The 11,399-nt window shown below is 59.1% G+C and carries 10 protein-coding genes and 2 pseudogenes; 5 read left to right on the top strand and 7 right to left on the bottom strand.

Annotated elements, in window-relative coordinates; translation table 11 throughout:
* A partial coding sequence (locus tag AWT75_RS21765) for a hypothetical protein (protein WP_161937785.1) occupies positions 1-429 on the top strand: 429 nt, incomplete at its 5' end.
* A 151-nt stretch (positions 430-580) separates the two neighbouring features.
* Here the strand turns inward: AWT75_RS21765 and AWT75_RS19460 are convergent.
* From AWT75_RS19460 to AWT75_RS19430, 7 genes and pseudogenes are all read right to left on the bottom strand, one after another.
* Positions 581-1,747, bottom strand: a pseudogene (locus AWT75_RS19460) (methyl-accepting chemotaxis protein); the annotation flags it as partial.
* An 800-nt stretch (positions 1,748-2,547) separates the two neighbouring features.
* The gene (locus AWT75_RS19455; protein WP_062791316.1) at positions 2,548-3,168 is read right to left on the bottom strand and encodes a DUF4166 domain-containing protein; all 621 of its coding nucleotides are present in this window, start codon (positions 3,166-3,168) and stop codon (positions 2,548-2,550) included.
* Entirely contained in the window at positions 3,168-3,644 is a 477-nt protein-coding gene (locus tag AWT75_RS19450; protein WP_062791314.1) for a DUF2269 family protein, read from the bottom strand. The genes AWT75_RS19455 and AWT75_RS19450 overlap by 1 nt, the downstream gene beginning before the upstream one ends.
* Positions 3,641-4,495, bottom strand: a complete 855-nt coding sequence (locus AWT75_RS19445; RefSeq protein ID WP_062791312.1) for a complex I NDUFA9 subunit family protein — start codon at positions 4,493-4,495, stop codon at positions 3,641-3,643. Before AWT75_RS19445 ends, AWT75_RS19450 begins: the two co-directional genes overlap by 4 nt.
* Entirely contained in the window at positions 4,492-4,857 is a 366-nt protein-coding gene (locus AWT75_RS19440; RefSeq protein WP_062791310.1) for a hypothetical protein, read from the bottom strand. The genes AWT75_RS19445 and AWT75_RS19440 overlap by 4 nt, the downstream gene beginning before the upstream one ends.
* A gap of 117 nt (positions 4,858-4,974) precedes the next feature.
* Positions 4,975-5,619: a helix-turn-helix domain-containing protein gene (locus tag AWT75_RS22370; protein WP_204377121.1), complete on the bottom strand. Its 645-nt coding sequence runs from the start codon at positions 5,617-5,619 to the stop codon at positions 4,975-4,977.
* Between the two features lie 473 nt (positions 5,620-6,092).
* The gene (locus tag AWT75_RS19430) at positions 6,093-6,926 is read right to left on the bottom strand and encodes an SDR family oxidoreductase (protein ID WP_062791306.1); all 834 of its coding nucleotides are present in this window, start codon (positions 6,924-6,926) and stop codon (positions 6,093-6,095) included.
* A gap of 126 nt (positions 6,927-7,052) precedes the next feature.
* Here AWT75_RS19430 and AWT75_RS19425 point away from each other — a divergent pair, with 126 nt between their 5' ends.
* The 4 genes and pseudogenes from AWT75_RS19425 to AWT75_RS19410 form a co-directional block, all read left to right on the top strand.
* Positions 7,053-7,322 carry an exodeoxyribonuclease VII small subunit gene (locus AWT75_RS19425; RefSeq protein ID WP_370459748.1) on the top strand — a complete coding sequence of 90 codons (270 nt, stop codon included), beginning with the start codon at positions 7,053-7,055 and terminating at the stop codon, positions 7,320-7,322.
* Positions 7,312-8,207 (top strand): annotated as a pseudogene (locus AWT75_RS19420) (polyprenyl synthetase family protein). Before AWT75_RS19425 ends, AWT75_RS19420 begins: the two are co-directional and overlap by 11 nt.
* 16 nt (positions 8,208-8,223) lie before the next feature.
* Positions 8,224-10,071, top strand: a complete 1,848-nt coding sequence (dxs, locus tag AWT75_RS19415) for a 1-deoxy-D-xylulose-5-phosphate synthase (RefSeq protein WP_062791304.1) — start codon at positions 8,224-8,226, stop codon at positions 10,069-10,071.
* 142 nt (positions 10,072-10,213) lie between these two features.
* Positions 10,214-11,399, top strand: a 1,186-nt coding sequence (locus tag AWT75_RS19410) for an MgtC/SapB family protein (RefSeq protein ID WP_062791302.1), incomplete at its 3' end; no start/stop codon positions are given.

Below are 11,399 nucleotides of genomic sequence, written 5' to 3'. Positions count from 1 at the left end.
AAACCCGCCGCCCGCCAACTACGCCGCTGGCTAAGCCGCGAACTGCTCCCCGCCCTGCACCAGCTGCCACCCCATGCCCCGCGCTGGGAACAGGCACTGGCCATGGCCGCCGAAGCCGGTCAGCAAATCAGCCATGCCGTACTGCAAACCGTGCTGCAACAGGAAGAAAACTGGCAGCACACCCACTGGCTGCTGACGCTGGATTACACCCCGGACCACCCACGCCGCCATAGCCATGGCCGGCTCATCGCACTGGAATGCAGCGCCACGCCCTTGCAGGCGCTGGCTGATGAAATTGCACAGCCCAAGGGCCTGGGCATGCCGAACGGGGATTTGCTGAAACTGGTGGCGGCCTGCCATGCGCAGCTGGCGCAGCGCATGAACAAGCAGGCGTGGCGTGAGATGGCGCGCAGAGGAGAGACAAACTGAAACGCCGCAGCCCATCAGCGTGGTGATGGTGACTGCGGCGTGTTGCAGCTAGTGGAGGAAAGCGGAATCAGCCTGCCTGTACGCCCTTGTCCAGCGCCATCTGCTGGATGGCGGTGACCACCGAGTCCGCGCCCTGGCGGATCTGGTTGATGACATCGCCCACCTTGTTGACCTGATCGACACTGCCTTCCACCAGGGTCTTGATCTGGTCCATATTGTTCACCGCAGTACCGGTCTGGTTCTGGATGGCGGTAACCATGCTGGAGATTTCTGCAGTGGACAACGAGGTGCGCTCGGCCAGCTTGCGCACTTCGTCCGCCACCACGGCAAAGCCACGGCCGGTTTCACCGGCGCGAGCGGCTTCGATGGCGGCATTCAGGGCCAGCAGATTGGTTTGGTCGGCAATGTCCTTGATGGTTTGCACGATGGTGCCGATTTGCTGGGAGTGCTTGCCCAGTGACTGCACGCTTTGGGCGGCAGTGGCAATTTCGTTGGCCATGTTTTCGATATTGCTGACGCTGTCGCTGATGTTGTTGACGCCTTCTTCTGCCCAGTGACGGGTTTGCTGCGAGGTGTTGAAGGCAAACAAGGCGCTGTCGCGTTCCTGTTTCTGGGTCTGCACATTGGTGGTGATGTCGGTGGCAAACTTGATGACGGATACCACCTTGCCGCTTTCATCAAACACCGGGTTGTAGCTGGCTTCCAGCCAGCGCTCGCTGCCATCCCTGGCAATGCGTTTGATCTGGCCGGAGAAAAAGTGGCCGCTGCGCAGTTGATCCCACAGCTGGGCGTATTCCCGGCTATTGGCAAACTCTGGTGTACACAGTCGGCGGTGGGGCTGGCCGATCAATTCCGACTCCTGATAGCCCATGACCTTGAGGAAGTTCTGATTGACCTTGGTGATGGTGCCATCCAGGGTGAATTCGATACTGGCCATCACCCGGTTCACCGCATCGAGCACCGCCCGGTTGCGCGAGGCCTCTTGCACGCGCTGGGTGATGTCGGTGGCAAACTTGATAAAGCCGGTGATTTTGCCGCTGGCGTCCTTGATCGGGTTATAGGTGGCCTCAAGCCACACCTCGTCGCCATTGCTGCGCAGGCGCTTGACCCGGCCGATGAAGGGCTTGCCTTCGCGCAGCGATTGCCAGAATGCCTGGTAAGCTGGCGACCCGGCATAGCCGGGTTCACAGAAGGCGCGATGGTTCATGCCTGGCAAGCTGGATGCGCTATAACCCATTACCTGTTGAAACAAGGCGTTGGACTCCACCACATTGGCATTCAAATCGAATGTGACGCTGGCGGTAGAGGCATGGATGGCATCCAGTATCGCTTTTTGCTGATCCAGCATGGCTGCTTGCTGGTCAATTTTTTCATGCAGTTTTTTATTAAACATTCACTACCCCCGATGGCTGCTTTTACTAGTCAATCGATAAAGCAATACTGCAAGCATGGGTACGAGTATAACCATGGTTTCATTACAGTAAAGAATTTTCAGGGGGAAATTTGTTATTGAAGATAATGGCCGGAATTAAGGTGCCATTTACGCAGCTTTTAAAATATTTATAGCTAAAGCAATTCAACTTTAGTCGTAGCATCGCAAGCCATGCATTATTCAAAAAGCATATGCTTTATTGCCAATTAAAGCCGTAGTACTGGCAAAACATGGCGGCAAGCGTAAATACCACCTGCCATGCATGCCTCATCTCTGGGCGATATTCACCAGGTACCCGTAGTGCCGTCAGGCCGCTCCTGCCAGCGGCCCTTGCACAGAGTTACACCGCCTTGCGCAGCGCCCAGTCAAAAGCGCGGGTGGACAGCTGTCATGCGGGGAGATAGCGGCCAGTCAGGTGGACGGAGCGGCAAAATAAGTCGGCGGTGCTGCTGCAGATGCACCGCCGGTTCGGAAGGCTCCCTATCTTGTATTTATGCCCGGTTGTGGCTAGTGCCATTGGCCTGGGCTGTTGGCAGCATGCTTTTCTCCTTCCTCTTGCCTATGCCCATCAATGTGAGAAGGACTTGAAGTATTGCTTACACGCCTGACGGTTTGCGGTATAGGGTTTGGCAGGGTGGCGCAGGCTCACCCGGTTATTTTACCCGGCGGATGCAAGTTCGGATTCGTCAGCAGCGCCCAGCAGAGCCGGTAAGCGCACGATCCCGATCGGAGGCTTCTATTGCAGTATGGAAAATACCGGCATAGCGATAAAGCTGGCCAAACCAGGGGTGTACCAGCCGGAAATCCATGGCAAAGCAATCTGGGCCCAATGCGGTTTCAACAATCGTGGTATGCCCAAGCAGCAGCCACTCGGGCAGGTGGAGCTTTAGCCTGCCCAACCGTAAAACGTAGCACGTGCCGGCATAGTGCAAGCGATTGGCATGTACTGAGGGACGCATGCGCAAGGCGAGAAAACGGTTGACCCGTTCTTCTATCTCACCGCTGGCAAGCGGCTGCCATTCACTGTTGAAGCGTTTAACCACGCCGTCAGACAAAGTGACACAGCGCTGCCAGGATTGTCGGTCTTGCTGCATGTGCTTACGCACTTCCGTGGGCAGCCCTGTGCCTGCTTGATTAATGAGAACACCAAACAGATGAAGCAGGTTCAATATTGTTTGCATCCATGCTGGGTAGTCGATATCCATAAAGCCGGTGTCAATGCATGCAGCTGCTGCATGATGGATGCGCAGTGCATGTGGTAGCTGCTCCCAGGCCGGTCCTAATACTGTTTGGATGGGGCTTTTCATTAATCGACCCCCAACACATGCTTGCCCACCATCAAGGCAACAACCATCACCATGGCGAGGAATGCCGGCACACCCAAGCAAAACCACCAGCGGGCATACTGCCAATAAACCTGCGGCAAAGGGTGGCCAAGACGCAGGGATTGCGCCGATATGTCACGCATGCGTATTTGTAACCACACCACAGGCAACCAACAACAACCAGCCAATACATAGAGAGCCAGTGAGAGGGCAACCCAGCTGGTGGAAAGTGGCAAGCCCAGCTGGGATAGCATCCATAGGCCACTGACGGGCTGGAACAAAACAGTGGGCGTGGTAAACAACCAGTCGGCTAACACCACATGACGGTTGGTAAGTACCATGGCCTCCAAGCGGCCAGAACGGTCGGCCATCCATTTGTAAAATGCGCTGCCAAACCCGGTTCCAAACAACAGAACCATGCTGAGGATGTGTAAGGTCTTGATGGCTGAATAGCTCATATTGATTCTCCTGCTGGTGTGGCAATGGCTTGCAGCGGTGACCGTGGCATGCCGTGCAGTAGCTGGACAAAGGGTTGCAGCTCGCTGTAGCTACCGGACTGGAGCATGTCCAACGCATCGGTCTGAAGCAGCGGGTGCCATCCCTGGCCTATCTGACAAATCAGGCGTGCCACGGATAGTGGCAGATGACAGATGCGTGCTGCCCCCAGGCCCTGCTGTTGGCGCAGCGCAGTAATCCAGTCAAGCAAGGTATATCGACGCGGCCCGACGGCAGCGACAACACGACATGCGGGTTCTTGCTCTAGCGCATGCAGCAAGGCAAGAGCAACATCTTCGATATGGACGGGTTGGATGACTTGCTTGCCATCGCCCGGTATCGGAATCAACGGCAACCGTGCCAGTTGCTGCATTAAATGACTGCTGGTCCCTCCCTTGCCAACAACCAAGGAGGGGCGTAATACCATCCAGTTGAGTGGAAGCATTTGCAAAAAGGCATCTGCCCTGCCCTTGCTGCGCAGAAATGGGATTGGGGCATGGGCATCCGCCCCCAGGGCGGATAGTTGCACAACCCGTGCAATACCCGCTTCGGCGCAGGCCTGGAACAGGGCGACGGGGGCGTCGGTATGCACCCGGTCAAAGGTTTGCTGGCGCGTGGCGGTGAAAATACCCGCGCAATTGATGACGGCATCCAGCCCCTTGACCCAAGGTAGCCAGTGCCTGGGTTCGGTCATGCTGACAAAGTCACAGCCATGGCGTCTGGAGAGCAAGCGTGTGCAGTGTCCTGCGGCTTGCAAGCGTAGATGAACGTGGCGGCCGATGAAGCCATCCCCTCCGGTAAGTAGAATCTTCATTCCGCAGGCCCCTGCTTGGACGCTGTACTGGAGTCATTCGCGGGAATGGAAATGAAGCGGTCGATATGGCGCTTAATTTTTATCAAGCCAAATAACAAACCACCAAGGATAGACAGCAGACTGACACGCAGGTTGTCGACAACGTCGGCATCCCAGAATAGCCAATCGCTGATGATGAGAAGTACCAACGGCACCATGGCCAGTGTCAGCCAGGTATAGTCGCGCCAGAATGCAGCAGCAGTGGCGTCCTGGCACAGGCGCTGTAGCAAGGCAGCCAGATGACGTTGCAGGATGCGGATGACAATTGCACTGATGGCGAGGCTTAACACGCACTTCAAAAGCAGGGGAAGAATGTCGGCCATCTTGGGCTCCTCAGCTGTGTTCAGGAGCCCTCATCATGATTTTCGCCACCGAATAAAACTTCCGCACGGCACAAACAGGAGCATCTATTTGCTACGAAATGATAAAACCGAAGCACTTCACTCCTGTTTTTTCATCCTCATAAGCTTTCGATAGTTGCCCGGCGTCATGCCTTGTATTTCACGAAATGCTTCATAAAAGTTTGATTGCGAGGCAAAGCCAACACTCAGGCCAACCGACAGTACCGATGCCGATGGCTCTGCCAGCAGCATGGTGCAGGCAGCAGCCACTCGCTGTTCGCGCAGATAACGTGAAAAACCTTTGGCCAGGTGGGTATTGAGCAGCTCTGACAACTGGTGTGCGCCCAAATCCAGCTGTTGGGCCAACATCGGCAAACTAAGCTCTGCATTTTGGTACAGACGCTCCTCACGCATCAGTTGTTCCAGCCTGGCTTCTACCTGCGCGCAGTCCACATTGCCAAGGGTACTAGTGCGATAGGCTTCATTGGCAGCGGCAACAATGTCTTCCTGCATGGCCGGGCGTAAGCCCAAGGTCAATTGCGTCAACCACAAGGCCATACCGATGGCACAGGAATAGAGCGCAAAAAATTGCAGGGTATGAATGCGCGTGGGCAGCAAACCGCCCAGGGCAACCAGAGCTGCAATCAGCACTACCCCCCCTACCAGCAGCAGTTCGCGCTGGAAACGTTCGCGCTCTGCGCGAAGTCGATAAATAGAACGGGCAAACCACAGCAGATACGCCATGCCCAAGGCAAAAGCCAGGGGAAAGGCCAGTGCAAATGGCAGCATGGTGCCTAGCAACACAGGCAACAGGTGCGGCCATTTGCGCCACAGGCTGCCCTTGCTCAATGACGGGTGTAGTAAGGGATGGCTGTAGAAATAGAAACAGGGCGCGGCGGCAAACAAACAGGCCCGATAAAGCCCGGATGCCAAGGCATCGGGATAGCCAAGCAACAAGGCAGCATGCACCCCCTGCAGCACGGCCAGTGTCAACAGGAAAGCAATGCCCATCTGGCGTGAATGAGGCTGGTCTGGATAACTGCCGGGGCGAAAGTGCATGATGGCAAGCAGCAGGCAACTGAATATTGAGTAACCGGCCAATAACAGGCCGCAAGCAACGATCATGGCAGTAGTAGGGTATCAATCAGGGGAAGGCTGATTGTAGGGGAGGAGGCTGACGTCGTCATGACCTCAGCCTCCTCATTCATTCCACGGCTCTACACCGCCTTGCGCAGCGCCCAGTCAAAAGCGCGGGTAGACAGCACCCGGCGTAGCACCCAGAACACCTTGGTGGGCTTGGTAACGCGATAGCGCGCCCTGGGGCGGCTGGCGTTGACCGCCTGCCATACCGCCTCGCCCACCGCGGTGGCGGGCAGGGTGAACGGCGCGGCGTGGCCTTCTTTTTTCAGGCGCACCAGTTGGGCTTCGTATTCCTCGCGGTGCACGCTGCCAGCCACATCCACATTCTGCAAGAAGCGTTGCAGGGCATTGGGGCGGAAGCGGCTTTCAATCGGCCCCGGCTCCACCAGCGAGACAAAAATGCCGGTACCGTGCAGCTCCTGCCGCAGGGTGTCGCACATGCCTTCCATGGCGAACTTGCTGGCGTTGTAGGCACCGCGCCAGCGCATGGCGGCAAAACCCAGGATGGAGCTGTTATAGATGATGCGGCCATGGCCTTGGGCGCGCATGACGGGCAGCACGGCGTTGGTGAGTTCCCACGGGCCGAACAGATTGGTTTCGAACTGCTCGCGCATGGCCTGGCGGTGGATGTCTTCCACCGCGCCGGGCTGACCGAAACCTGCATTGTTGAACAGGGCATCCAGCCGCCCGCCGGTCTGCGCCAGCACGGTTTGCAGGGCGCTGTGGATGGAGGCGCTGTCGGTGACATCCAGTTGCAGGCTTTCCAGCCCTTCGGCCTGCAGCCGGGCTACGTCCTCGGCACTGCGGCAGCTGGCAAACACGCGCCAGCCACGCTGGGCGAACAGTTTTGCCGTGTGGTAACCAATGCCGCTGGAGCAGCCGGTAATCAGAATGCAGGGGGGGTGGGACACGTCACAACCTCGTCAAAATCAGGCAAACAGGCGGAACCCTACACCATACGGCGGGCATTGTTGAAGTAGTTTCCTGCCCCTTGCCGCGCAGACAAAAATATCGTGTTGCCGTGGAAATGGAATAAAATGGCCGACTACCGATTTTGCGACAAGGAAAACGCCATGGCGAAATCCGCCAAAGCCCCGGCCAGCTTTGAAACCGCGCTGGCCCAGCTGGAGGACATCATCCAGGCGATGGAAGGCGGCGATGTGCCGCTGGAGACTGCACTTGCGTCCTACAAGCAAGGCGTGGAGCTGATCAAGTTCTGCCAGGGCAAATTGTCCGACGCCGAGCAGCAATTGAAAATTCTGGAAAACGACGAACTCAAACCGCTGGACCTCAGTAATGGCCAATGAATCCTTCATCGGCTGGATGACGCAGATCCAGCAAACCATGGAAACCGCCCTCGCCCGCTTTCTGCCCTCGGCCGACACCTTGCCGCAGCGCCTGCATCAGGCCATGCGCTATGCCACGCTGGAAGGCGGCAAGCGGGTGCGCCCGCTGCTGGCCTTTGCCGCAGGTGAGCTGAGCGGTGCCAGCGCAGAAAACCTGGCACGCGTGGCGGCGGCGGTGGAGATGATCCACGCCTATTCGCTGGTACATGACGACCTGCCCTGCATGGACGACGATGTGCTGCGCCGTGGCAAGCCCACCTGTCATGTGGAGTTCGACGAAGCTACCGCCCTGTTGGTGGGCGATGCGTTGCAAACCCTGGCATTCGAGCTGATTGCCACCCCGATGGAAGGCGTAAGCCCGGCCAGCCAGCTGGCCATGTGCCACACACTGGCACGTGCTTCCGGCCATGGCGGCATGGCCGGTGGCCAGGCGATTGACCTGGCAGCGTGGGCCAGACGCTGAACCTGCCCGAGCTGGAATTCATGCATATGCTGAAGACCGGTGCGCTGATTCGCGCCGCCGTGCTGCTGGGTGCAATGGCAGGCCAGCCCCTGTCGGCCAAGCAGACCGAACAGCTGGATATCTTTGCCAAGCGCATTGGTCTGGCCTTTCAGGTGGTGGATGACGTGCTGGATTGCGAAGCCGACACCGCCACGCTGGGCAAGACCGCCGGCAAGGATGCCGCCAATGACAAGCCCACTTATGTCAGCCTGATGGGCCTGGCCGAGGCCAAGCAATTTGCCCGCGAATTGCGCGAGCAGGCCTTTGCCGCGCTGGAAGACTTTGGCCCGGCTGCCGACCGACTGAAACAACTGGCCGACTACATCGTGGCCCGCTCGTTTTAACCGCAGAAGAACAACAATGACTCCGCTGCTCGACACCATTCATCAGCCCTCCGACCTGCGTGCGCTGGGCCGCCAGCAACTGCCGCAACTGGCAACGGAACTGCGCGAATTCCTGGTCGATACGGTCAGCAAGACCGGTGGCCATTTTGCCTCCAACCTGGGCAGCATCGAGCTGACCATCGCCCTGCACTACGTGTTCAACACCCCGGACGACCGTCTGGTGTGGGACGTGGGCCACCAGACTTATCCGCACAAAATCCTCACCGGACGCCGTGAGCGCATGGGCAGCATGCGCCAGAAAGGCGGGCTGGCGGGCTTCCCCAAGCGCGAAGAATCGCCTTACGACACCTTTGGCGTGGGCCATTCGTCCACCTCCATCGGTGCGGCGCTGGGCATGGCGGCCGCCGCCAAGCTGCAAGGGCTGGACCGCAAGTGCGTGGCCATCATCGGTGATGGTGCCATGACTGCCGGTCAGGCTTTCGAGGCGCTGAACAACGCCGGGGCGATGGATACCGATTTGCTGGTGATCCTCAACGACAACGACATGTCGATTTCGCCCAATGTCGGCGCGCTGAACAATTATCTGGCCAAGCTGATGTCCGGCCGCTTCTACGCCGCCATGCGCGAGGGCTCCAGCAAGGTGCTGGGCATGGCCCCGCCCTTGAAGGAAATTGCCAGCAAGGTGGAAGAGCACGTGAAGGGCTTCTTCACGCCGGGTACGCTGTTTGAGGAATTCGGCTTCAACTATATCGGCCCCATCGACGGGCACGATCTGGACGTGCTGGTGGATACGCTGAAGAACATCCGCAGCCTGAAAGGGCCGCAGTTCCTGCATATCGTCACCAAGAAGGGCCACGGCTACAAACTGGCCGAGAACGACCCGGTGAAATACCACGGCGTCACCAAGTTCGACCCGGCCAATGGCCTGGCCGGTGGCAAGAGTGGTGGCAAGCCGCAGTACACCCAGGTGTTTGGCGACTGGATTTGCGACATGGCCAAGCTGGACAAGCGTCTGGTGGGCATCACCCCGGCCATGCGCGAGGGTTCCGGCCTGGTGCGTTTCGAGAAGGAACACCCGGACCGCTACTTCGACGTGGCGATTGCCGAGCAGCACGCCGTCACCTTTGCTGCTGGTCTCGCCTGTGATGGCGCCAAGCCGGTAGTGGCGATTTACTCCACCTTCCTGCAGCGCGGTTACGACCAGCTGATTCACGACGTGGCACTGCAAAACCTGCCGGTACTGTTTGCCATCGACCGCGCCGGTCTGGTGGGTGCCGACGGCCCCACCCATGCGGGTGCCTTCGACATTTCCTTCCTGCGCTGCATTCCCAACATGACAGTACTGGCTCCGTCCGACGAAAACGAATGCCGTCAACTGCTGTACACCGCCTTCTGCATGGACAGCCCCACCGCCGTGCGCTACCCGCGTGGCGTCGGCCCCGGCGTGGAAATCCAGCAGGAAATGACTGCCCTGCCGCTAGGCAAGGGCGTGCTGCGCCGCAGTGGCAAAGGCAAGGTGGCGATTCTGGCTTTTGGCAGCATGGTGACCCCGGCGCTGGCCGCGGCCGAGGCGCTGGATGCATCAGTCGCCGACATGCGTTTTGTCAAACCGCTGGATACCGGCCTGATCCGCCAGCTGGCCGAACAGCATGACTACATTGTCACCGTGGAAGAAAATGTGGTGATGGGCGGTGCCGGCTCCGGTTGTCTGGAAGCCATGCAGGCCATGGGCATCGTCAAGCCTGCCTTGCTGCTGGGCCTGCCGGACGACTATGTTGAACATGGCGACCCCGCGGTATTGCTGGCCGATTGCGGCCTGAACGCTGCCGGGATTGAAGCAAGCATCCGTAACTGGTTGCCCTGACAATAACAAGAGCGGCCAAGCAAAATAGCATAGCGCCCTGGGGCAAGGCGCGCCGACGCCGACAGTACAAGTAGTACGGCAAGGAGGCGCAACGCTGCAGCAGGTTTTTGCCTGGCCGCGCCAGACAGGACAAGGAGGAGTCATGGGTAGTTTTGACCTGGCAACCTGGCTCAACCTCAAAGGCAGCCCTTTCGAGGCGCTGCCGCTGTTTGTCACCAGTCTGGCCATCGGCCTGCTGATGGGGGTGGAACGCGAACGCAAGCACCACACCCTGGCAGGCATCCGCACCTTTCCGCTCACCGCCATTTTCGGCACCCTGGCCGCCATGCTGGATGCCCCCACGCATGGCGTGCTGCTGCAAGCCATCGGCCTGCTGGCGGTGGCCTCCTTCGGCTTTCTGCCGGAACGCTGCGCCGACAGCGACAAGACCGAACCGCGTACCACCACCGTGGCGTCCTTGCTGGTCATCTACTGCCTGGGCGCACTGATCTGGCACGGCTATGGCGGTGTCGCCGTGGCAGTGGGCATTGTCGCCACCGCCTTGCTCTACCTCAAGCCCGAGCTGTCCGGCCTCACCCACAAGCTGGAGCGGCGCGACCTGCTGTCGCTGCTGCAGTTTGCCGCGCTGTCCTTCATCGTCCTGCCCTTGCTGCCCAACCGCACCTTCGGCCCCTACCAAGCGGTGAACCCGCATCAGGTGTGGCTGATGGTGACGCTGATCGTGGGCATCAGCCTGTCCGGCTATCTGGCGGTGAAGTTACTGGGCCAGCGCGTGGGCGGCCCCTTGCTGGGCATTCTGGGCGGGCTGGTTTCCTCCACCGCCACCAGCCTGATCTACGCCCGCGAGGCACGCGCCAATCCGCTGTCGCTGAACCTGGGCACAGCCGTCATCCTGCTGGCCAATCTGGTGCTGTTCGTGCGGCTGATGGTGCTGGCTGCGGTGGTGCAAACCAGTGTGTTGCCCGCGGCGGCATGGGTGCTGTTACCCGGCCTGCTGTGCGGGCTGAGCGCCGCCCTGTGGCAGCTGCGCCAGCACAATAACGGCCAGCCGCAGCCGGAGCTGCAACTGAGCAACCCCTCGGAAATGAAGCTGGCGCTGGGCTTTGGTGCCATGTTTGCGCTGGTGATGTTTTGCGCGGCCTGGCTGAATGCCGAGTTCGGCAGCAAGGGCGTGTATGTGGTGGCGCTGATTTCCGGCCTGAACGATGTGGACGCCATCTCGCTCACTGCTTTCAACCTGTTTGGCGAGAGCGATTACCTGCGTGCCGAAGGCAAGACCGATCTGCAAGCAGACCTGCCCCTGTTCGAACAGATCGACTCCTTCAGTG

It is taken from the genome of Aquitalea pelogenes (assembly GCF_001515305.1).
GTDB classification, from domain to species: Bacteria; Pseudomonadota; Gammaproteobacteria; order Burkholderiales; family Chromobacteriaceae; genus Aquitalea; species Aquitalea pelogenes.
Note: the sequence above shows the minus strand (reverse complement) of the source record. Positions and strands in the feature narration are given on the sequence as shown.